The organism is Nocardiopsis sp. NPDC006938, from assembly GCF_042869555.1.
Taxonomy (GTDB): Bacteria; Actinomycetota; Actinomycetes; order Streptosporangiales; family Streptosporangiaceae; genus Nocardiopsis.
On record NZ_JBIAGA010000009.1, the window covers coordinates 217725 to 238175 of the forward strand.

The following is a 20451-nucleotide window of genomic DNA, read 5'->3' on the forward strand; positions in this document are numbered from 1 at the left end:
GGGACAGGCAGACCCGAATTCTCCGGGGTGAATCCTTGACATTCGCGCCGAAGCATCTGCGAACGGTGCCGAGTCTAGGAGTCCGATTTTTCCCGTGTCAACACTCGAACGGGGCTTTCGCGGGCTTTTTTTGCAAAACCGAGTATTTCGAAAAAATGGTATGACAAAACAGCCGGGGCGTGCGTGGAGAAAGAGAATGAGGAGATGGGGGATCTCCTGTTTCTCCTTCGCCGACCACGCCTCGGCCCGGCGGGGCGGACCGGATGCGCGTTCCTCCGGTCACCCCGCGCGCACGCCGGGGGTCAGGGGGCGGGGGTCGTCTCCTTCTCGTGGAGGGCGGCGGCCCGGGCCCGGAGGGCACGGCGGTCCGGCTTGTCGGTCCGCGTGCGCGGAAACTCGTCGAGCAGGTGGATCTCCCGGGGCCGCTGGTGCACCGGCAGGTGCTCCCTGAGGGCGTCGCGCACGCGCGCGAGCGCCTCCTCCCGGTCCCCGGGCTCCACCACCGCGAAGGCGACCAGCCGGTCACCCCGGGCCAGCCCGGTCGGGACGCCCACCACCGCGGCCTCGCGCACCGGGTCGCAGGCGGCCAGGACGTCCTCGACGAACCTCGGCGGAATGGTCTCCCCGTGCACCACCAACGACTCCTTGATCCGGCCCTCGATGGTCAGGTGGCCGTCGGGATCGACCGTTCCCCGGTCCCCGGTGCGCAGCCACCCGTCCGCGGTGAAGGCGTCCGTGTTCGCCGCGTCGTCGTCCAGGTAGCCGTCCATCAGGCCCGGCCCGTGGAGGAGGACCTCCCCCTCGGCCGGGTCGATCCGGGCGGACGACCCCCTGATGAGCGGTCCCACGGTGCCGGGCCGCCAGTCCCCGGGCAGCGACTGCGTCACCCACGCCACCGTCTCCGAGAGCCCGTACCCGTCGTGGATCGGTCCGCCGACCAGGTCCGCGTAGGCGCGCACCAGACCGACCGGAAGGACGTCGCCCCCGCAGCCGCGCAGGTCCAGGGCGCCCAGTGCGGTCGCCAGCTCCGGGTCGCGGCGGGCCGCCGCCAGCAGGGCCGCGTACATCGAGCCGACCCCGTCCAGCCGGGTGTAGCGGCCCCCACGGAGCAGCCCCGCCACCCGGTCCAGACTCAGCCGGGACTCCACGTGCATCTCGAACCCGTGCTCCAACCAGTACTGGACGATGCCCCAGCCGTAGGAGTTGAGGAGGGACATCGGCACCAGCATGCGGTCCCGGGAGGTGATCTCCGCGTGGGCGGCGACCTCGTTCCGGTGGTAGCCGATCGCCGAGCGCGACAGCTCCACCGCCTTGGGTTCGCCACTGCTCCCCGAGGTGTAGAGCAGGGTGTGCGCCGTCTCCGCGAAGTCGGGCAGACCCGTGTGCCCCTGGGGCCGCGCCCCAGGGGAGCCGTCCCCGCCCGGGGTGACCACCGCGGCCACCCTTCGGGTACGGGCCACGCTGCGCCACCGCTCCCCCTGGCACAGGACCGGGGCTCCGAGCGACTCGGCCGCCAGGGCCGTGACCACGGCCGTGTAGGGGTCGTCGCGCGCGACGACGACCCCGCGCCCCGGCCCGGCGCCCGCGGAGGCCAGGGCCCCGGTCAGGGCCGCGCTGTCGCGGTCGAGTCGGCCGCGCGGGACCTCCTCGCCGTCGATGACGAGTCTTCCTGTCACCTGACTCCTCCGCTCATGTGGTGGTCGGGACCCGGTCGCGGCGCACCCGGGCCGGCCCCGAGGCCGGTACCTCCAGGCCGCGCGCCCGAGCGTCGGGCACCAGGACGGTGACGTCGAAGTGCTCCTTGGTGAGCCGCTCGAACAGGTTGCCCGGCCCGATCACGTGGACCCGGTCCACCCCGAGGGCACGGAGCCGGTCCACGACCAGGGGGAAGTCGACCGGTGTGACGCAGTCGTCCCGCAGCAGGGCCCGCAGGTCCCGGGCGGAGTCGACGAGCGCGCCGTCCGACCCCCGGACCAGGCCGAGCCGAGCGTCCCGGAAGGCGAACCCGGACAGGGCCCGCCCGATCCGGTCGCGCAGCGGAGCGTTCACGCCGCTGTGCTCGGCCTGGGGAAAGGTGAGCACGGGCACCCCTCCCCCGGCCCGGACGGACCGTTCGAGAGCGGGCAGGCTCTCGGCGGAGACGTTGAGCAGGTGGATGGTGTCGCTGAAGTGGCCCGCCACCTCCGCCCAGCCTCCCCCTGCCTCCACGTCCTCGCGCAGCTGCGCGAGACGCTCCCGTCCGACCCGGTACATGAAGTGCGAGACCCGGCCGCGGTCGGTGGCGTTCCACTCGTTCTCGCAGGTGGCGACGGCCTCGCCCATCAGCATCATGTCCGCGAAGGACAGCGCTCCGGAGAAGTGCAGGGCGGGGAGGTGACCGATGCTCGCGGCCGCGCAGACCCCGGACTCCGCCCCCTCCTCCTCCCGGACCCGGTCGGCCAGGGCCGCGCAGGTGACGAGGTAGGCCCGCCGGGCCTCGGGCGAGTAGGACTCCGTGGCACCGGCGAACCCGGACAGGACCCGGTGGCCCAGGACCTCCTCCGCCTCCTCCAGCCGTTGGCGGGCGTAGGGGTCGGTCTCCAGGAACTCGCCGACCTTGGCGTGCAGCGGCGGCACCGTCCCGCCGAAAAGGACAGCCCTCATGACCGGCCCGCCAACGCGTCCTCGAAGGAGGACGCCTGGTCGAAGCGGACCACCTCGGCCCGCCGGGCCAGGGTCATGAACCGGAAGGACTTGCCGATGAAGTGGCCCGGGCCGACCACGACGAACCGGGTCGTGCCGAGTTCCAGGAGGCGCTCGATCCCCCGCGACCAGTGCACGGTGCGGGTGTACTGGCGGATCAGGGCGTCGCGCACCTCCTCCGCCGTGGACAGCGGGGTGGAGTCCATGTTGCAGATCAGCGGCACGTCGGGGGTCCGTACCCGGTCGCGCTGCCCCCACTCCGCCGCGAACCGCTCCTCGGCGGGCGCCAGCATCGGCGCGTGCCCGGGCGGCCCGTGCGGGATGCGGACGCCGACCCCGCCCCCGGCGGCCGCGAGCTCGTTGACGGCCGTCAGCGCCGCGGCCTCCCCGGAGACGACCATCTGGTCGTCACCGGTGATGGCGCAGGGAGCGGCGTCCAGCCCCCGGGCGGTGAGCTCCTCGATCTTCGCGAACACGGACGGCAGGTCGACGCAGTAGCAGAACGTGCTCCCGTAGTCGCGGCCCGAGAAGACCTCCCCCTCGACCGTGGCCATGGTCCGCACGGTGCGCACCGCGTCGTCGAACGCGAGGGCCCCTGCGGCCGCGGCCGCCGTGATCTGGCCCAGGCTCAGACCCGCCATGTACGCCGCGCCCTCGCGGTACCGGTCGGGCAGGGACTCGTACAGCGCCACGCCCAGGGCCACCGACATGGGCCGGATCAGCGGGCCCTGGTTGACCAGGTCCGCGTCGGCGGAGTGGAAGGCCTCGTCCAGGTCGACGCCGACCGCATCGGAGGCCTGCTCCAGGCGGCGCCGCACCCGGGGCAGGGCCTCGTACAGGTCGCGGTAGTCCCCCGGGCGCATGGCGACCTGGGGGTTGAACAGGATCGCGGTCCGCTCGCTCATCGTGTCTTCGCCATCCCCCGGATCACCGACGTCAGACCGCCGTCGACCACCATGGTCTGCCCGGTCATGTAGCTGGAACCGTCGCGGGCGAGGAAGACGACCGTCTCCGCGATCTCCTCCGGCCGCGCCGGACGCCGCAGGGGGATGCGCTCGTTGATGATGACCTCCTTCTGCTCGATCGGGAACTGCTGGATCATCCCGGTGTCGTCCGAGTAGCCGGGGGCGACGGCGTTGACCCGGACCCCGTGCATGGCGAACTCGGCGGCCAGGGACGCGGTGAGCCCCGACAGTCCCGCCTTGCTGGCGCAGTAGGCGCTCAGGCCGCCCTTGCCGACCAGGCCGAGGATGGAGGAGACGTTGACGATCGCGCCGGACCCCTGGAGCATCATCGGCAGCGCGCACGCCTTGATGCAGTGGTAGGCGCCCACCAGGTTGGTCTGGATCACGTCCGTCCACCCCTCGGTGGAGTCCGTGGAGACGATGGTGCCCGCTGTGCAGATCCCGGCGTTGTTGACCAGGACGTCGATCCGGCCGTACTCCTTGGTCAGACCCTGGACGGCGGCGGAGACGCCCTCGTAGTCGCGCACGTCGACCCTGAGGGCACGGGCCGTGCCCCCGGCCGCGCTGATCTCCTCGGCGGTCTTCTCGGCCACCTCGGACCGGTTGAGGTAGCCCACGGCCACCGTGGCTCCGAGGTCGGCCAGCCGGGTCGCCACGGCACGGCCCAGTCCGCTGCCGCCGCCGGTGACGAGGGCGACCCTGCCTTCGAGTTCCTTGGTCATCTCACGACTCCTCTGCTTCCGCGTAGGCCCGGCGGATGTCCCGGGGCCACTGGTCTCGCATGTACGCGCGCAGCAGCGCGCGCGCCTCGGCCTTGTCCGAGGCGGGGACGGTGTCACCGAAGAAGGCGTCGCCGGTCATGCCGCTCTCGTCCGCGCCGTAGTACTCCTCGCGCAGGTAGGAGGTGACGACCGCGTCGTGGTAGGCGCCGTCGAGGAAGAAGTAGTCGCGCAGGACCCCCTCGATCACCATTCCGGACTTGATCATCATGCGGACGACGCGGACGTTGAAGGCGGCCGTGACGAACTCGACCCGGTGCGCGTTGTGGGCGTGGAACAGTTCGTGGACCAGCAGCCACGACGCCTCGCCCCCGCACCCCGAGTCCCAGAGTTCGCTGTCGCCGATGACCCCGCCGACGGTGTAGCTACCGGGGTACTTGCGCTGGCGCCACTGCACCAGGCCGACAGGGACCCCGTCGTGCGTGCGGACCATCGCGTACTTCTCGGGCCCCGCCGCGATGGCGCCGCGGATGTCCGACGTGCTCGTGAACCGGGCAGAGCCGCCGGTACTGAGCGCCCCGACCATGCCGCGCCGGAACCACTGGGCGACCAGCGGGAACTCGTCCTCCTCGATCGCGGAGACGGTGACCAGGGCGCCCTTCACTCGCCCGCTCCCCGGCGCTCGGACAGGAAGAGCGCGATCGAGGCGGGCGTACGGAAGGTCTCGGTGGCGATCTCGGAGACGTCGAGGTCGTAGCGCTGGCGCAGGTCGGCGAGGAACCTCAGGACGTCCATGGAGTCGATCCCGTAGTCGCACTGGGGGCCGAACAGTTCCTCGTCGCCGCCGATCGACTCGGGGTCGACGTCGAGTTCGAACAACTCCACATAGACCTTCTTGACTTCACTTTCGAACGACTCGGTCTTACTCATCTGACCATTCCAATCACTGTGGGGATGATGGATGTTCTTGTATGTTCATTCCTGCTCGACACGTATTCATCGAACGGCGGGAACGAGGAACACATGGCAGCGGAATTCACAGCGGACGAATCGGTGGTCCTCGACATCGTTCAGGAGGCGACTGACGCCCCGGGAACGCCGATCACGAGGGGCGACCTCCTCCAGGACGTGGGGGTGGACTCGATCGCCGGATACGAGATTCGTCTACTGATCAGGGAGAGGTGCGGGGTGGAAGTCCCGGAGGAGGGGTTCGAGGACCTCGGCAGTGTGGGGGACCTGCTGGACCTGGTCCGCGCTCAGGCGGCGGGGGCGGCCTGCTGACGCAGGCACATGCTGCCCCAGAGGAAGCCGGCCCCGATGACGGCGATCAGCACGTGTTCGCCCGCGCGGGGCCGGCCGCTCCTCTGGAGCCGGTCGAGCACCGTGAAGATCGTGGCGGCACCGGTGTTGCCGTACTCCTCGATGGTGGTCACGGCCTTCTCCCTGGGCTGTCCCAGCGCGTCCATGAGGCCGGTCACGAGGTTCTTGTTGGCCTGGTGGAAGACGTAGTGGTCGACCTCGTCCGCGCGCAGACCGGCGAGCTTGAGCGTCTCCTCGACGCTCGGCGGGACGCGGGTCATGACCTGCTCCCACACCTCCGGACCGTTCATCTTGAGGTAGTGGCGGCCGGTGCCCACGACCTCGGGGCCGAACGGTTCGCGCGTTCCCCCCGCCGGGACCTCCACCCCGTGGGAGAGGGTCCCGCCCAGGCTCCAGGACAGCACCCCGCTGGACTCCTCCACGGGCCCGAGCACGGCGGCGCCCGCCGCGTCGCCAAAGAACACCCGCGTGGAGCGGTCGTCGGGGTCGGTGATGCGCGAGAGCGCCTCGGCCCCGATCACCAGCACCCGCTGGAACTGTCCCCCCTGGAAGAGGTGCAGCGCCGTCCACATGCCGTACAGTCCGCCCGAGCACGCCGCCTGGTTGAGGTCGAGCGCCACCGCACGGCGGGCGCCGATCCGCTCGGCCACCGTCAGCGCGGTGGAGGGCAGCAGCTGGTCGAAGGTGAAGGTCGCGACGATGACGCAGTCGAGGTCGGCGGCGTCGGTCCGAGCCTCCTCCAGAGCGCGTTCCGCCGCGGCGACGCACATGTCGGTGGTGCCGACCCCCTCGGGCAGGAACCGGCGTTCGCGGATGCCGGTCCGCGCGACGATCCACTCGTCACTCGTGTCGAGCCGCCGCGAGAGCTCCTCGTTGGTGACCACGGTGTCGGGGACGTGGGAACCGACCCCCAGGATTCCCACGGGGTACCTGTGGGGAAGCGTGCTGCCGGAGGTGGAGGGGACATCCTGGTGTGGTCTCATGACACTTCCTTCGCACTGGGGGGTGCCTGGTCAGGGGGTGTCCCCGGAGAGCGGTCCGGGGACGCGGGGAGGGAGCTCAGCCGCCGTGTGCTGGGGTCGAGGGAGACCCACACGGCGACGACCGACATGAGCAGGGTGAAGCCCAGGAACAGGGGCGGGGTTCCGGCGAACTGGAGACCGAACCCCGCGGCGAGGGGTCCCAGGGGCGCGGCGACGCCCGTGACGAACGTGCAGGCGCTGCCCACCCGGGCCTGGAGCCGGTCGGGGGTGTTCAGGAGCTGGTAGGTGCCGAGGATGATGGACAGCAGCGGCGCGGCCGCCATGGCCCCCGCGAGCGGGAACACCACCGTCCAGTGGTCGACGAGGGGGATCGCGACCACGACCGTGACGGGGAGCCACCACAGCGCGGCCAGCACCAGGGTCCGGGAGGAGAACCTGCGCAGCAGGGCCGAGGCGCCCAGCGCGCCGCAGATCCCGCCGAGGCTGGCGACGCCGAGCACCGTCCCGATCTGTCCGGTGCCCACGCCCGCCTCGGCGCCGACCATGACGACGGTGAGCACGACACCGGTGATCACCAGGTTCGGGGTGACGCAGCTGAGCAGCAGCACCCGCAGCTCGGGGCGCGCCCAGATCCACGTGAACGCCTCGGTCCAGGTGTGGTGCCCGCCCCCGTCCCCGGACCCCCGAGGCGTCCTCGGGTCCTGCAACCGCTCCTTGACGAAGAGCAGCCCGAACGCCGCGAACGCGTGGCCCAGGGCGGCCGCGCCGAACGGCAGGGCCCGGGACGCGGCCATCAGCCACCCGCCGAGCACCGGTCCGACGAGCGAGGCGACCTGGTTGCGCGCCTCGTTGCGGCCGACCGCCGCGGACAGGTCGCCGGGCCGCACGATGTGCCGCAGCGCGGCGCGCTCGGCGAACCGGTAGGCCTCGTGCCCGACCACGTCCACCAGCGCGACGACCACCACCAGCCACAGCATCCAGGTCGCCCCGGTGAACAGCCCCGCGCACAGGACCGCCATCGCGAGCATCCGGGTGCCCTGCGCCGCGATCATCAGCGCGCGCCGGTCGAACCGGTCGGCCGCCGCCCCGGCGGGGAGCCGGGCGGCCACCGCCGCCACCCCCAGGAGGAAGGTCACCGACCCGGTCAGGGCCGGTGTGCCTCCCAGGTCCAGGAGGATGACGGGGTAGGCGACGGCCCCCATGCCCGGCCCGAGCTGCGCGGCGAACTGACCGGTCCAGAGGATACGGAACGACCGGTTGACGCGCAGGGGGGCGCGGGTGTGCTCAGGGTTGGCCACGGAGCGCCTCCGCAGGGGGTACCTCGCCCGCTCTTCGCGACGTCAGGACCGACACGACCGTGGAGAAGACCAGGGTGACCCCGACGACCCCGACCAGCACGGACACCGGGACCGTGTAGACGACCCCGGGCAGGTCCACGCGCAGCGAGTCGACCAGCCCCGGCGAGACCGCGAAGCCCAGACCCACACCGAGGGCGATACCGCTCACGGTGATGACCAGCGACTCGATCAGGAAGAGCCTGCGTACCCCGGACACCTGCATGCCGATGGCGCGCAGAACGCCGATCTGGTTGCGGCGCTCGGAGATCGACCTGATGCTGACCACCCCGAGGGCGGCGCAGCCGACGACCAGGCCGAAGCCCATGAACGCCATCAGCAGCCACTGCACGACACCGTTGGACGAGGCCTGGAACTCGACCTCCTCCCGCATGGGGGTGGTGGTGACGCCGTGGTCCATCAGCGCGCGCTGGAGGGCGACCTCCAGTCGCGCGGCCCCGTCGGGGTCCTGGGCCCGGACGAACCAGTTCGCCGGAACGCTGTCCTGACCGGTGACCCGGCTCAGCCCCTCGGACGAGGTGACGACGTCGCCGAGGTAGGCCGCGCTGCGGTCGACCACACCGATGACCCGGAGCGTGGTGCGGCCGCCGTCCGGGGCGGTGACCTCCAACCGCAGGTTCGCGGGGAGGTGGTCGTCCAGGACGTCCACACCCTCCAGTTCGAGGTCGCCGCCGCCGCCCACGAAAGCCGCGGAGTCACTGGGGATCATGGCCGCCGAGACCACGGCCGTGTTCGGGGAGCGGCGGAGTTCGTCCCACACCTCCTCGGAGGTGTCCAGGCCGTCCGCGCGCAGGAAGACCGGGTAGCGGTTGCCCAGGAGGTAGTCGTCGTCGGCGCCCCAGACCCGGACCTCCTCGGCCCCGCCGTCGGCGTCGACCTGGCGGGCCCGGGCCCGCACCTCCTCGTACCCGCCGACGCCCGAGAGCTTCGCGGTGTCCACGCGCGGGCTCTCCTCCAGCACGCGGCGCAGTTCGGGCGGCGCGCCCTGGGCGGCGACCCACTCCGCCCGCACGTCGTACCCCCCGGTCACCGACCGGTGGTCGGAGTAGACCTGGTTGACGGCGGCGGTGACGAACCCGCTGAGGGTGATGGTGAGGACGACGATGCTCAGCATCGCGATGGTCATCCCGGCCTGGACCCGGTTGCGCACGGAGTAGGCCACCGAGATGGGCACGACCGAGGTCATCGCGGGCAGGGGCGACAGGACCCGGCGCAGGAACCGCTGGACGAGGTCGCTGTTGGCCACGAACAACCACACGCCCGCGGCGACCAGGGCCATACCGGCGAGGAAGAACAGCGTGATGCCGGAGCCGGTGTCGCCGAACAGCTCGCCCGGCACGGACCAGAGCGCGATCACGGCGACGGCGCACAGCGAGTGGGCGGCCCTGGCGGGCACCCGCACCCTGGGCAGGAGCGCGCCCAGCCCGCCGAGTGCCAGCGTGAGGCCGGTCAGGGTTTCGGTCGCGGTGCCGTTCTGGACTCCCAGAGCGGCCGTGGCCAGGCCCAGGAGGAGGACGAGCACCAACAGCGGAACCGACCACCAGCGGCGTCGGCGCGGTACTTCGGCCCCGCGCAGCGCCGCGACGATGTCGACCTTGGAGGCGCGCACGGCCGCCAGGGTGAACACGGCCGTGATCACGCAGACGCCGATGAGGTAGGCGGTCGCCATGGCCACGGGGTCGAAGCCGAACTCCAGCGTGGGGGCGGGCATGGACGGGTCGGTGACGCGGTCGCTCAGCACACGCGAGGCGGCGGCTCCCGCGAACCAGCCCAGCAGCGTTCCGGCCGCCGACGCCAGGACGGCGTAGCCGAGCCCCTCGACGGCGAGGACCAGGCCCAGACGGCCCCGCTTCATCCCCATCGCGCGCAGGACGCCGAACTCCTGGCGGCGCTCCCCCGCGAGCATCATGACGACCAGGACGATGAGGAGCACGCCCGCGACCATCGAGAGCTGGCTGAAGAGGAGGAAGAGGGTGGCCAGGTCGTTGGCGAGGCGGTCGGCGCTGCCGTGGGCGGAGGCGCGCAGCGGTTCGGCGTCCCATCCACGGTCGTCGACCAGCCCGGACAGGTCGGTGCGGACGGGGTCCTCGTCCTCGTCCCAGGTGACCTCGTCGCCGTAGGAGAGGGTGACGGTGTTGACCCGCCCGTCGAGGTCGGTGGCGCGCTGGAGCGCGGACAGCGGTACGAGGGCCGAGCCGGGCGGAGTCAGCGGCGCCCCGGACTCGTAGACGCCGACGACGCGTGCCTGGCTCCCGGCGACCTCGACGGTGTCGCCGCGCTCGGCGCGCAGTTCCCGCGCCGCGGCGTCGCTCAGCAGGACGTCGTCCGCGCCCAGGCCGTCGCGGGCGATCTCCTCGCCGTCACCGTCGAGAAGGCGGATCGCGGTGTCGTTGTTGGCGGCGCCGAGCACCATGAGCCCCGGGTCGCCGCGGTCGGCCCGCGCGTGGGAGACCGGCAGGCGCAGAGCCAGTAGGGAGGAGACGGTGGTGTCGGGGTCGTCGAGCGCCCGCTCGATGGAACGGACGTCGTCGCGGTCCAGCATGGACGGATCGGCGTCGGTGTCGTCCCGGTCGGTCTCGTCCCGGTCGTCGGTACTCCGGGCGTCACCGTCCCCGGTCCGGTCGTCGCCTCCCGGGGTGACGACGGCGTCGACACCGCCGAGGTCGGCGGTCTGCTGGGCCCGCATCGCCTGGTGGAGCGTGGACTCCAGGGTGAAGGACGCGGAGAACAGCAGCGCGGCGAGGGACAGGCCCATGGCCACGAGCAGGGTCTGGCCGGGGCGCCGGCCGACGTTGCGGGCGGCGATGCGCACGCTCAGCCTGCCGCGCGCGGAGAGCGCGGCGAGCCCGATCAGCAGTAGGGGGGACGCGACCGCGACGGCCAGCGTGATGGCGTCGTTCATCTACTCGTCGCCCCCGGCGGGAGTGGCCTGGCGGTCGGTCCGCGCGTTGGTGACCTCGACCCGGTCCACGCGGCCGTCGAGCATGTGGACCTCGCGGTCGCCGAAGGCGGCCACATCGGGGTCGTGCGTCACCATGATCAGGGTGAGGCCGTCGGCGTGGAGCTCACGCAGCAGCGCCAGCACCTCGGAGGTCGAGGAGGAGTCGAGGGCGCCGGTGGGCTCGTCCGCCCAGACGATGGCCGGGTCGTGCACGATGCCCCTGGCGATCGCGACCCGCTGCTGCTGGCCGCCGCTCAGCTGGGCGGGCAGGTGGTCGGAGCGTTCTCCCAGCCCCACGCGCGTGAGTGCCGTGAGCGCCTTGCGACGGGCCTCTCTCGGGCGTACCCCGCCCAGGAGGAGGGGCATCTCCACGTTCTCGACGGCCGACAGGACCGGGATGAGGTTGTAGCCCTGGAACACGAAGCCGGTGCGGCGCGCGCGCCAGGCGGTGCGGCCGCGCTCGGACATGGCGTGGATGTCGTCCCCCTCGACGAGCACGCTCCCGCCGTCGATCCGGTCGAGGCCGGACGCGCAGTTCAACAGCGTCGACTTGCCGCATCCCGAGGGCCCCATCACCGAGACCCACTCGCCCTCGGCGACGTCCAGGGAAACTCCGCGCAGCACCGGAACCGCGATCCGACCATCACCGTATGTCTTTGTTATGTCTTTTACGCGTACGACTGGGTTGGTCACGGGTTCCCTTACTGGTGTCGCGCCCCGCCACCGACCAGCGGCGGCACGCGGCGGCACTGTGCACTCGTTCAGTTCCGAAGAAGATCTCCGTCTGAGTGCCAAATCGAAGCAGAGGAAATGACCCTTGTCAACACTTCTCGGAGATTCGGATACCGCAATACCCGGCAGGTTTCAGCCAGTGAGACAAAGGAACCGGGTACCGGTTCGCGAGAATGGTTTGACCATTGCTCACACGACCCCGCAACACACCCTTCTCACCATTGCCTTTGCGGAATCCGGGACTGACCCAAACCGCTTCGCACCAGCCCTACCGGGTCGGACGGGAACCCGGAGAACCACTGTGCGTAGGGGCCTCAGCACGCGTTTCAGCCTTTCGGTACGCGATCCCTCGGCGCACACCGAACGCTGTCGAACACAACCGGAACGCGTTCTCCCGCCATTCACGTTCACCGGAGAACGCCCGAACGGGTGGCGCGCGAAAGAAAACGGAACCCCATGGTTCCCCCACCTTAGGACTCTTTTAAGACTGCATTAAGTTGAAAACCGGATCATTTCTCCACACGCGGGCACGGCGAAGAAGACCACCGAGTTCGGGCGAGGGAATCACGCACCCGAACCGGAGGCCTTACGTCGAAAGGAACTACAAATGTTCACCCAGGAAGTCGACGATACTCTTTCTGGCCACCTGGCTGGACAGCCCTCCCCAGTTCAGATCGAACATGTGCTCCGTCCACGGCAGTTCCACGTGGTGGTGGGGAACCCCCACCGACGCGAGCCGGTCGACCATGCGGCCGTTGTCCTCGGTTCCCAGGAAGAAGTCGTGGCCCGCGGTGATGAGCAGGGTGGGCGGGCTGTCCTCGTCGACCTGGAGGATGGGCGACATCGCCTCGTACTCCCGCGGGTGCTCCTCCGGCGGACCGCCGACCATGCGTTCACTCGACTCCACCAGGTCGTCTCCCACCGGCGACCGGCGCTGACGCCAGGGCACGGGCGGCGCCTCGGCGGTGCCGTCCGTCGCCGAGTACCAGGCGACGACCGCCCCGATCTCGGGGACCTCGGTGTCACAGCTGGGGGCCGGCTCCTCCGAGTACGCGGCGAGCAGTACCAGGAGCCCTCCCGCCGACTGGCCGTTGAGCGCGATCCGCTCGGGGTCGCCGCCGTAGTCGGCGGCGTTTTCGCGCACCCAGCCCAGGGCGCAGCGCACGTCCGCCAGGGCGACCGACCAGTCGCCGTCGGGGAAGTAGCGGTAGTCCACGTCGAAGACCACACGGGTGCCGCCGCTGTCCGCGAGCCAGGTGTCCCATCGGGGCAGCAGGCTCTGCGGCAGGTCCTCCGCGCCGCCGTGCACGTTGACCACGACCGGGAGCCGGGCGCCGTCGGGCACCCCGCCCTCGGGCCGCCACACGTCGAGCTCCAACGGTTCGCCCCCGGGGCTGGCGTACTCGACCGTGACCGGCTCGCGGTCGGCCCGGGTCGCGAACCCGGCCGCGTACTGGAGGGGGTCCAGCCGCAGGCCCTCCTCACGGGCCGTCTGCCAGACGGAGACCGAGGGGACCAGCACCAGGACCATCAGGAGCGCGTTGGCCCCCGCGAGCACGGCGGCGCCGCGTCCGCCCCCCGAGCGCAGGGCTCTCAGCGCGAGCACCGCCCCGACGAGGGCGGGCAGCGCGAGGACGGCCGAGAACTCCAGCACGACCAGCGCGGCCTGCCACATCTGGAGGGACAGGGGTGGCAGGAGCACCAGGCCGACCCCGGCCAGGCCGGGAAGGCACAGCAGTGCCGAGCCGGTGACGAGAGCCCGTGAGCGGGTGGGGGCCTTTGAGGTCAAGCGAGCACAACCTTAATACGTCCGTATCGATACGAGCGTATCATTCATGCCCGCCCTGTGCCAGAATGAACCCGTGCCAAAGATCGTGGACAAGGAGAGCAGACGCCGCGAGATCGCGGAGGCCCTGCACCGGATCGCCGCGCGCCAGGGCCTGGAGGGTGTCAGCGTCCGGACCGTCGCGGCGGAGGCCGGCCTGTCGGCGGGCGCCGTCCAGCGGGAGTTCGACTCCAAGGACCAGCTGCTCCGCTTCGCCCTCCACGTGACCGTCGACGAGGTCGCCGAACGCTTCGGACGGTTACGGATCGGGCCGGGCCGACTCGACTTCGCGGGCGCCCTGCGCCAGGTCCTGCTGGAAATGCTCCCCACCGACGAGCGGAAACTGGCCCAGGCCCGGATCTGGGCGGCCTTCTACGCCCGGGCCGCGGTGGACCCCGTGTTCGCCGACACGCTCAGGACCCTGACCGAACAGACCCGCCTCAGCTTCCTCCGCCTCCTGGAGTACGCGCGGGACCAGGGCGCCCTGACCGCCGAGCAGGACCTCGAGGCCACCGCCGAGATGCTCCTGGTGGTCATCGACGGCCTCTGGATCAGCTCGGCGAGACTCCCCGAGGACGCCCCCCTGAACGGACACCGCGCCGCCGTGGAGGCCGCCGTCCGGCTCCTGGAGCAGTGAGCGCCCCGCCCCTCCCGACCGCACCGGTGGCCCGAACCGCCCAGCACTCCCCAAAGCGCCCAGCCCACCACGAAACTACCCACGGGTAACCCCGGTCTCCCCCCACCCGCCCGTCCCTCGTTAGGGTTCCGGTGACCCCGCCCGGGCACCGCGTCCCGCGCGGCCACCGGCAGCACCCGGAGTACCGGCCGCCCCGGCGGCAGCGCCGACCCGCGCCGGTACCGCGACACGGAGTCCAGGAGGCACCCGGCACATGTTCGAGAAGATACTGGTCGCCAACCGAGGTGAGATCGCCATCCGCGCCCTGCGCGCGGGACACGAACTGGGAGCCCGCACCGTCGCGGTCTTCCCCCACGAGGACCGCCACTCCCTGCACCGGCTCAAGGCCGACGAGGCCTACCAGATCGGCGAACCCGGACACCCCGTCCGCGCCTACCTGTCCGTGGACGAGATCGTCCGCGCCGCACGCGAGGCCGGTGCCGACGCCGTCTACCCCGGCTACGGCTTCCTGTCCGAGAACCCCGCCCTGGCCCGGGCCTGCGCCGAGGCCGGCATCACCTTCGTCGGCCCGCCCGCCGAGGTCCTGGAACTGACCGGGAACAAGGCCACCGCCATCGCCGCCGCCCGGCGGGCGGGCGTCCCCGTCCTGGACTCCACCGCACCCTCCACCGACGTGGACGGCCTGGTCGACGCGGCCGAGGAGATCGGCTTCCCCGTGTTCGTCAAGGCGGTCGCCGGAGGCGGCGGCCGAGGCATGCGCCGCGTGGACACCCCCTCCGACCTCCGCGCCTCCATCGAGGCCGCCATGCGCGAGGCCAAGACCGCCTTCGGCGACCCCACCGTCTTCCTGGAACGCGCCGTGGTCGACCCCCGCCACATCGAGGTGCAGATCCTCTCCGACGGAGAGGACGTGATCCACCTCTACGAACGCGACTGCTCCGTGCAACGCCGCCACCAGAAGGTCGTTGAACTGGCCCCCGCCCCCAACCTCGACCCCGGGCTCCGCGAGCGCATGTGCGCCGACGCGGTGCGGCTCGCCCGCGAACTGGGCTACCGCAACGCGGGCACCGTCGAGTTCCTGGTGGGCCGGGACGGCCGCCACGTGTTCATCGAACTCAACCCCCGCATCCAGGTCGAGCACACGGTCACCGAAGAGGTCACCGACGTCGACCTCGTGCAGTCGCAGATCCGCATCGCCTCCGGTGAGACCCTCGCCGACCTGGGCCTGTCCCAGGACGCGATCGTCCTCCACGGCGCCGCCCTCCAGTGCCGCATCACCACCGAGGACCCCGCCAACGGCTTCCGCCCCGACACCGGAACCATCAGCGCCTACCGCTCCCCCGGCGGCTCGGGCATCCGCCTCGACGGCGGCACCGCCGCCGCCGGATCGGAGGTCAGCGCCTACTTCGACTCCCTGCTGGTCAAGCTCACCTGCCGGGGCCGCGACTTCGCCACGGCCGTGAGCCGGGCCCAGCGCGCCGTCGCCGAGTTCCGCATCCGGGGCATCTCCACCAACATCCCCTTCCTCCAGGCCGTCCTGGAGGACGACGACTTCCGCCAGGGGCGGGTGACCACCTCGTTCATCGAGGAGCGCCCCCAACTCCTGACCGCTCGCCCCTCCGCCGACCGGGGCACCCGCCTGCTCACCTACCTGGCCGACGTGACGGTGAACAAGCCGCACGGCGAACGCCCCCACCTGGTCGACCCCGCCGACAAGCTGCCCGCGGTGCCCGAGGGCACGCCACCCGCCGGGTCCCGACAACGCCTGCTCGACCTGGGCCCCGAGGGTTTCGCACGCTGGCTGCGTGACTCCGACACCCTGGGCGTCACCGACACCACCTTCCGGGACGCCCACCAGTCGCTGCTGGCCACCCGGGTGCGCACCCGGGACCTGCTCGCCGCCGCGCCCGCCGTCGCGCACACCCTGCCCCAGCTGCTGTCCCTGGAGTGCTGGGGCGGCGCCACCTACGACGTCGCGCTGCGGTTCCTGGCGGAGGACCCCTGGGAGCGGCTGGCCGCACTGCGCGAGGCCGTCCCCAACGTCGCCCTCCAGATGCTGCTGCGCGGACGCAACACCGTGGGCTACACCCCCTACCCCACCGAGGTCACGCGGGCGTTCGTCCAGGAGGCCTCCGCCACCGGCGTGGACGTCTTCCGGATCTTCGACGCCCTGAACGACGTCGAGCAGATGCGCCCCGCCGTCGACGCCGTCCGCGAGACCGGCACCGGGCTCGCCGAGGTGGCGCTGTGCTACACCGCCGACCTCTCCGACCCGGGCGAGCGGCTGTACACGCTGGACTACTACCTGCGACTCGCCGAGCGAATCGTGGCGGCCGGCGCCCACGTGCTCGCCGTCAAGGACATGGCCGGGCTGCTGCGTGCCCCGGCCGCCGCACGGTTGGTGGGCGCGCTGCGCCGCGAGTTCGACCTACCCGTCCACGTGCACACGCACGACACGGCGGGCGGCCAGCTCGCCACCTACCTGGCGGCGGTCAACGCGGGCGCGGACGCGGTGGACGGCGCGGTGGCGTCCCTGTCGGGCACCACCTCGCAACCCTCCCTGTCCGCGATCGTGGCCGCCTTCGACCACTCCGGCACCCCCACCGGCCTCTCGCTGGACGCCGTGAACGAGCTGGAGCCGTACTGGGAGTCGGTACGGCGGGTGTACGCACCCTTCGAAGCAGGCCTGTCCTCGCCGACCGGCCGCGTGTACCACCACGAGATCCCCGGCGGTCAGCTGTCCAACCTGCGCACCCAGGCCGTCGCGCTGGGGCTCGGCGACCGGTTCGAGGACATCGAGGCGATGTACGCCGCCGCCGACCGCATGCTGGGCCGCCTCGTGAAGGTCACCCCCTCCTCCAAGGTCGTGGGTGACCTGGCCCTACACCTGGTGGGCGCGGGGGTCGCGCCCGAGGAGTTCGAGCGCGACCCGGACCGGTTCGACGTACCCGACTCCGTCGTGGGCTTCCTCCGGGGCGAGCTCGGAGTGCCGCCGGGCGCCTGGCCCGAACCCTTCCGGACCCGGGCGCTGCGCGGCCGGGGCGAGGCCCGGCCCACCGCCGTTCTCACCGACGCCGACCGCGACGGGCTCGCCGAGGAACCCCGCTCCACTCTCAACCGGCTGCTGTTCTCCGGCCCCGCGAAGGAGTTCGAGGCGCACCGGGCCGCCTACGGCGACACCAGCGTGCTGGACAGCCGCGACTTCTTCTACGGACTGCGCGAGGGTGAGGAACACGTGGTGGACCTGGAGCCGGGTGTGCGACTGCTCATCGGCCTCCAGGCCGTGAGCGAGGCCGACGAGCGCGGCATGCGCACCGTCATGACCACCCTCAACGACCAGCTCCGGCCGCTGCACGTCCGCGACCGGTCGTTGGCCTCCGACACCCCCGAAGCGGAGAAGGCCGACCGCGACGACCCCGCCCAGATCGCCGCCCCCTTCGCCGGGGTGGTCACCCCGACCGTGGGCGTGGGCGACGCGGTCGGGGCCGGGGACACGGTCGCGACCATCGAGGCCATGAAGATGGAGGCCTCCATCACCGCGCCGAGGGCCGGGGTGGTCGCGCGGGTGGCCGTCGACGGCGCCCAGCGCGTCGAGGGCGGCGACCTCATCGTCCACCTGGGCTGAACCCCGGGGCCCGGAACCGGTGGAGACCGGCCGGGCCCCGGACACCGTCCGGCGCGGACGCGTGGTCCGGTTTCGTACGCTGTTGACCGAACCGATCACGCGGGACCGCCCGCGACGGAAGGAGCCCCCGGTGGCTGACGTGCCCGAGCGCGCACTGGTAGTGATGGCCCACCCCGACGACGCCGACTTCTCCTGCGCGGGAACCGTGGCGTTGTGGACCCGGGCCGGGACCGAGGTCGTCTACCTGATGATCACCGACGGCGAGGCCGGGGGCGACGAGCTCACCCTGGACAGTTCGGAGATCGCCGCCATGCGCCGCGAGGAGCAGCGCAGGGCCGCCGCCGAGGTCGGGGTCAAGGACGTGCGTTTCCTCGGCTACCCCGACGGACGGGTGGAGGCCAACCTCGCCCTGCGGCGCGACATCTCCCGGGTGATCCGGCAGGTCAGACCGGAACGACTGGTGGTCCCCAGCCCCGACCGCGACTGGGACAGCGTAGCCGCCAGCCACCCCGACCACCGGGCCGCCGGCGCGGCCGCCCTGGACGCGGTCTTCCCCGACGCCCGCAACCCGCACGCGCACCGCGAACTCCTCCACGAGGAGGGGCTGGCCCCCTGGACCGTCGGCGAGGTGTGGGTGGTCGGGGGCCCGGCACCGCACCACCACACGGACATCACCGACGTGTTCGAGCGCAAGGTGGCGGCGCTGGCCGCGCACGAGAGCCAGATCGGGGACGTCTCCGAGCTGGAGCCCATGCTGCGGCAGTGGATGGCGGCCAACGCCGCCGAGGGCGGGCTCCCGGAGGGCCGCCTGGCCGAGGCCTTCCGCATCGTCAACACCGCCTGAGCTCGCCCAGACGACGGACGAGTGCGGTGGTCTGACCGACGACCAGACCCGCGACGGCCACCGCGTACCCCGCCCACAGGGCGGTGAGCCCCCCGGCACCGGTCAGGGGGCCCGCGGCCAGTACGAGCCCGCCGTAGAAGCAGGCGAACACGGTCGGGGAAGACCCCTGGACACGGCGACCTATCCTCGAAGGGTGACCGACACGATCCGTCCCCCAGCGGCCGCCGAGGCCGCCCGCCGTGTACGCGACGTCCTGGGCGCGGGCCCCGTGATCGCGCTGACCGGCGCCGGGATCTCCACGGACTCGGGTATCCCCGACTACCGGGGCCCCGACTCACCGCCGCGCACGCCCATGACCTACCAGGAGTTCGTCGGCGACGCTGCCTCGCGCCGCCACTACTGGGCGCGCAACCACGTCGGCTGGCGCCGCATGGCCGGGACCGCGCCCAACGACGGCCACCGCGCCCTGGCCGAGCTCGAACGCGCCGGGCGGGTCTGCGGGGTGATCACCCAGAACGTGGACACCCTGCACGACGCGGCGGGCAGCCGCGACGTGGTCGACCTGCACGGACGCTACGACCGGGTGATCTGTCTCGACTGCCGGGCGGTGACCGGCCGCGCGGAGCTGGACACCCGTCTGACGGCTCTCAACCCCGGCTTCGCCGAGGAGGTGGCCGACGTCGAGGTGGCCCCGGACGCCGACGCCGTACTGGCCTCCACCGACCACTTCCGGGTGGCGGACTGCGCCGACTGCGGCGGGACCCTCAAACCGGACATCGTGTACTTCGGCGAGAACGTGCCCCGTGCCCGTGTCCAGGAGGCCTACGCGCGGGTCGACGGGGCCGCCGGTCTGCTGGTGCTGGGCTCCTCGCTGACCGTCTTCTCCGGCCGCAGGTTCGTCAAGCACGCCGTGGGCCAGGGGAAGCCGGTGGTGATCGTCAACCGCGGAACCACCCGCGCCGACGACGTGGCGGCCCTGACCGTGGGGCTCGGCTGCTCGGAGGTCCTGCGCGCGCTCGTGGACGCCTCGGGCCCGGAGGACTCCTGACCGTTCGACCCACCCGAAGCATGTCCTTTACTACGTAGATTCGTGGACTCCGGGGTCATCCGCCCAGGGCCAGGCGCACGCCCAGGGTGAGCATGACGACCGCGATGACCCCGTCGAGCACCCGCCAGGCCCCCGGGCGGGCGAACACCGGGCGCAGCAGCCGTGCTCCGAAACCCAGCGCGAAGAACCACACGAAGCTGCCCGTCACGGCGCCGCCCGCCCACCACCAGCGGGCCTCACCGACCTGCTGGTTGGCGACCGACCCGAGGAAGAGCACGGTGTCCAGGTACACGTGCGGGTTCAGCCAGGTGAGGGCGAGCGCGGTGAGCAGCGCCGCGCCGATCCCGGTCCGGGTGGCGAGCGCCGTCCCCGGGCCGGCCGTCGTGCCACCGTCCGCCCCCTCCCCCTCAGGGCCCGCGCCGGGCGCGCTCGCGGCCGGAACCAGCACCTGGGCCCGCCCGGGCCGCAGGGCGCGATGGGCCGCGAAGAGGCCGTACACCACCAGGAAGCCCGCCCCGAGCAGGCGGATCGCCACCATCGCCGCGGGCAGGGCCTCGACCAGGCCGCCGACGCCCACCACCCCGGCGGTGATGAGCAGGGCGTCCGAGACCGCGCAGACCAGTACCACCGCCAGCACGGCTGAGGGTCTGCCGTCGATGCCGAGGCGGAGCAGGTACGCGTTCTGGGCGCCGATGGCCACGATGAGCGCCAGGCCGGTGCCGAACCCCATCAGTGCGGGGAGAAGGGTGTCGTTCACCCCGTCAGCCTCCACCAC

At 72.0% G+C, this 20451-nt stretch carries 18 protein-coding genes; 5 read left to right on the forward strand and 13 right to left on the reverse strand.

Features of this window, described 5'->3' with window-relative positions; genetic code table 11:
* Positions 1–302: 302 nt before the first annotated feature.
* From ACFYL4_RS16190 to ACFYL4_RS16215, 6 genes are read right to left on the reverse strand one after another with little or no spacing between them, the layout of a single operon-like run.
* Positions 303–1676, reverse strand: a complete 1374-nt coding sequence (locus ACFYL4_RS16190) for a class I adenylate-forming enzyme family protein (RefSeq protein WP_387519019.1) — start codon at positions 1674–1676, stop codon at positions 303–305.
* A gap of 13 nt (positions 1677–1689) precedes the next feature.
* Entirely contained in the window at positions 1690–2643 is a 954-nt protein-coding gene (locus tag ACFYL4_RS16195; RefSeq protein WP_387519020.1) for an ACP S-malonyltransferase, read from the reverse strand.
* A complete protein-coding gene (locus tag ACFYL4_RS16200; RefSeq protein WP_387519021.1) occupies positions 2640–3587 on the reverse strand; it encodes an ACP S-malonyltransferase in 948 nt (315 codons plus the stop codon). The genes ACFYL4_RS16195 and ACFYL4_RS16200 overlap by 4 nt, the downstream gene beginning before the upstream one ends.
* On the reverse strand, positions 3584–4369 hold the full coding sequence (locus tag ACFYL4_RS16205) for an SDR family NAD(P)-dependent oxidoreductase (RefSeq protein ID WP_387519022.1): 786 nt from the start codon (positions 4367–4369) through the stop codon (positions 3584–3586). Before ACFYL4_RS16205 ends, ACFYL4_RS16200 begins: the two co-directional genes overlap by 4 nt.
* 1 nt (position 4370) lies before the next feature.
* The gene (locus ACFYL4_RS16210; RefSeq protein WP_357761421.1) at positions 4371–5030 is read right to left on the reverse strand and encodes a GNAT family protein; all 660 of its coding nucleotides are present in this window, start codon (positions 5028–5030) and stop codon (positions 4371–4373) included.
* The gene (locus tag ACFYL4_RS16215) at positions 5027–5296 is read right to left on the reverse strand and encodes an acyl carrier protein (RefSeq protein WP_357761418.1); all 270 of its coding nucleotides are present in this window, start codon (positions 5294–5296) and stop codon (positions 5027–5029) included. The genes ACFYL4_RS16210 and ACFYL4_RS16215 overlap by 4 nt, the downstream gene beginning before the upstream one ends.
* 93 nt (positions 5297–5389) lie before the next feature.
* Between ACFYL4_RS16215 and ACFYL4_RS16220 the strand changes: the two genes are divergently transcribed.
* Positions 5390–5647, forward strand: coding sequence for an acyl carrier protein (locus ACFYL4_RS16220; RefSeq protein WP_357761415.1), 258 nt, complete (start codon positions 5390–5392; stop codon positions 5645–5647).
* On the opposite strand, the gene ACFYL4_RS16225 is transcribed toward ACFYL4_RS16220, so the two are convergent.
* From ACFYL4_RS16225 to ACFYL4_RS16245, 5 genes are all read right to left on the reverse strand, one after another.
* Positions 5623–6669 carry a ketoacyl-ACP synthase III gene (locus ACFYL4_RS16225; RefSeq protein ID WP_357761413.1) on the reverse strand — a complete coding sequence of 349 codons (1047 nt, stop codon included), beginning with the start codon at positions 6667–6669 and terminating at the stop codon, positions 5623–5625. The genes ACFYL4_RS16220 and ACFYL4_RS16225 overlap by 25 nt on opposite strands.
* Positions 6666–7967 carry an MFS transporter gene (locus tag ACFYL4_RS16230; RefSeq protein ID WP_387519023.1) on the reverse strand — a complete coding sequence of 434 codons (1302 nt, stop codon included), beginning with the start codon at positions 7965–7967 and terminating at the stop codon, positions 6666–6668. Before ACFYL4_RS16230 ends, ACFYL4_RS16225 begins: the two co-directional genes overlap by 4 nt.
* Positions 7954–10926, reverse strand: a complete 2973-nt coding sequence (locus ACFYL4_RS16235; RefSeq protein WP_387519024.1) for an FtsX-like permease family protein — start codon at positions 10924–10926, stop codon at positions 7954–7956. Before ACFYL4_RS16235 ends, ACFYL4_RS16230 begins: the two co-directional genes overlap by 14 nt.
* Positions 10927–11589, reverse strand: coding sequence for an ABC transporter ATP-binding protein (locus tag ACFYL4_RS16240; protein ID WP_357761404.1), 663 nt, complete (start codon positions 11587–11589; stop codon positions 10927–10929).
* 709 nt (positions 11590–12298) lie between these two features.
* A complete protein-coding gene (locus tag ACFYL4_RS16245) occupies positions 12299–13486 on the reverse strand; it encodes an alpha/beta hydrolase fold domain-containing protein (RefSeq protein WP_387519025.1) in 1188 nt (395 codons plus the stop codon).
* A 73-nt stretch (positions 13487–13559) separates the two neighbouring features.
* Between ACFYL4_RS16245 and ACFYL4_RS16250 the strand changes: the two genes are divergently transcribed.
* The 3 genes from ACFYL4_RS16250 to ACFYL4_RS16260 all read left to right on the forward strand — a co-directional run bounded on the left by ACFYL4_RS16250 (position 13560) and on the right by ACFYL4_RS16260 (position 18628).
* The gene (locus ACFYL4_RS16250; RefSeq protein ID WP_387519026.1) at positions 13560–14159 is read left to right on the forward strand and encodes a TetR/AcrR family transcriptional regulator; all 600 of its coding nucleotides are present in this window, start codon (positions 13560–13562) and stop codon (positions 14157–14159) included.
* Positions 14160–14412: 253 nt separating this feature from the next.
* Positions 14413–17784: a pyruvate carboxylase gene (locus tag ACFYL4_RS16255; protein ID WP_387519027.1), complete on the forward strand. Its 3372-nt coding sequence runs from the start codon at positions 14413–14415 to the stop codon at positions 17782–17784.
* A 130-nt stretch (positions 17785–17914) separates the two neighbouring features.
* Positions 17915–18628, forward strand: coding sequence for a PIG-L deacetylase family protein (locus ACFYL4_RS16260; RefSeq protein ID WP_387519028.1), 714 nt, complete (start codon positions 17915–17917; stop codon positions 18626–18628).
* On the opposite strand, the gene ACFYL4_RS16265 is transcribed toward ACFYL4_RS16260, so the two are convergent.
* Positions 18615–18779, reverse strand: a complete 165-nt coding sequence (locus ACFYL4_RS16265) for a hypothetical protein (protein WP_387519029.1) — start codon at positions 18777–18779, stop codon at positions 18615–18617. The genes ACFYL4_RS16260 and ACFYL4_RS16265 overlap by 14 nt on opposite strands.
* A gap of 42 nt (positions 18780–18821) precedes the next feature.
* Between ACFYL4_RS16265 and ACFYL4_RS16270 the strand changes: the two genes are divergently transcribed.
* Complete coding sequence (locus ACFYL4_RS16270; RefSeq protein WP_387519030.1) at positions 18822–19676, forward strand: NAD-dependent protein deacetylase; 855 nt, start codon at positions 18822–18824, stop codon at positions 19674–19676.
* 55 nt (positions 19677–19731) lie between these two features.
* On the opposite strand, the gene ACFYL4_RS16275 is transcribed toward ACFYL4_RS16270, so the two are convergent.
* Positions 19732–20433 carry a LysE/ArgO family amino acid transporter gene (locus ACFYL4_RS16275; RefSeq protein WP_387519031.1) on the reverse strand — a complete coding sequence of 234 codons (702 nt, stop codon included), beginning with the start codon at positions 20431–20433 and terminating at the stop codon, positions 19732–19734.
* Positions 20434–20451 lie beyond the last annotated feature (18 nt).

Bases quoted from the DNA above. Each gene is read 5' to 3' on its own strand.
- ACFYL4_RS16195 (WP_387519020.1), bottom strand. From the start codon at position 2,643: ATGAGGGCTGTCCTTTTCGGCGGGACGGTGCCGCCGCTGCACGCCAAG.
- ACFYL4_RS16200 (WP_387519021.1), bottom strand. From the start codon at position 3,587: ATGAGCGAGCGGACCGCGATCCTGTTCAACCCCCAGGTCGCCATGCGC.
- ACFYL4_RS16205 (WP_387519022.1), bottom strand. From the start codon at position 4,369: ATGACCAAGGAACTCGAAGGCAGGGTCGCCCTCGTCACCGGCGGCGGC.
- ACFYL4_RS16215 (WP_357761418.1), bottom strand. From the start codon at position 5,296: ATGAGTAAGACCGAGTCGTTCGAAAGTGAAGTCAAGAAGGTCTATGTG.
- ACFYL4_RS16220 (WP_357761415.1), top strand. From the start codon at position 5,390: ATGGCAGCGGAATTCACAGCGGACGAATCGGTGGTCCTCGACATCGTT.
- ACFYL4_RS16225 (WP_357761413.1), bottom strand. From the start codon at position 6,669: ATGAGACCACACCAGGATGTCCCCTCCACCTCCGGCAGCACGCTTCCC.
- ACFYL4_RS16235 (WP_387519024.1), bottom strand. From the start codon at position 10,926: ATGAACGACGCCATCACGCTGGCCGTCGCGGTCGCGTCCCCCCTACTG.
- ACFYL4_RS16255 (WP_387519027.1), top strand. From the start codon at position 14,413: ATGTTCGAGAAGATACTGGTCGCCAACCGAGGTGAGATCGCCATCCGC.